Genomic DNA, 966 nt, shown 5'->3' with positions numbered 1-966 from the left:
TGGTGGCCCCTGGGGGACTTGAACCCACGACCAATCGATTATGAGTCGACTGCTCTGACCAACTGAGCTAAGGGGCCAAATTGTGCGTTTAGCGGCGTGGATTATAGGGGAAGAGGAAAGGGCAGTCTATAGGCATATCAACCACTTGGCGACTAATTGTCCAGCTTGATTGAGGGTGCAAAGCGGGTCGCAAAGGGAAATGCCAGACAAAACAAAGCCCCGCATGGCGGGGCTTTGGCAGAGCAGTTTGACACAGGGTCAGGACTATTCGTCCAGGAAGCTGCGCAGCACTTCCGAGCGGCTCGGGTGGCGCAGTTTGCGCAGTGCCTTGGCTTCGATCTGACGAATACGCTCACGGGTAACGTCGAACTGCTTGCCCACTTCCTCGAGGGTGTGGTCAGTGTTCATGTCGATACCGAAACGCATCCGCAGTACCTTGGCTTCGCGGGCGGTCAGGCCAGCCAGCACTTCGCGGGTGGCGTTGCGCAGGCTTTCGCTGGTCGCCGCATCCGCTGGCAGAGCCAGGGTGGTATCTTCGATGAAGTCGCCCAAGTGGGAATCTTCATCATCACCGATGGGCGTCTCCATGGAGATAGGCTCTTTGGCGATCTTCAGTACCTTGCGGATCTTGTCTTCCGGCATGCCCATGCGCATGGCCAGCTCTTCCGGATTCGGTTCGCGACCCATCTCCTGCAGCATCTGACGGGAGATACGGTTGAGCTTGTTGATGGTCTCGATCATGTGTACCGGGATACGGATGGTACGGGCCTGATCCGCGATGGAGCGGGTAATGGCCTGACGGATCCACCAGGTTGCATAGGTCGAGAACTTGTAGCCACGACGGTATTCAAACTTGTCTACCGCCTTCATCAGACCGATGTTGCCCTCCTGGATCAGGTCCAGGAACTGCAGACCGCGGTTGGTGTACTTCTTGGCGATAGAGATAACCAGACGCAAGTTGGCCTC

General features: G+C 56.9%; 1 protein-coding gene and 1 tRNA gene. Both read right to left on the bottom strand.

Going from position 1 to position 966, the window contains the following annotated elements:
• Window positions 1-77 (bottom strand) — tRNA-Ile (locus G5358_RS21355).
• A gap of 187 nt (window positions 78-264) precedes the next feature.
• A partial coding sequence (gene rpoD / locus G5358_RS21350; protein WP_421324910.1) for an RNA polymerase sigma factor RpoD occupies window positions 265-966 on the bottom strand: 702 nt, incomplete at its 5' end.

It is taken from the genome of Aeromonas sp. 604176, assembly GCF_049170755.1.
GTDB classification, from domain to species: domain Bacteria; phylum Pseudomonadota; class Gammaproteobacteria; order Enterobacterales; family Aeromonadaceae; genus Aeromonas; species Aeromonas veronii_A.
The sequence above is the reverse complement of the archived record's forward strand: the minus strand, read 5'-3'. Positions and strand labels throughout refer to the sequence as shown.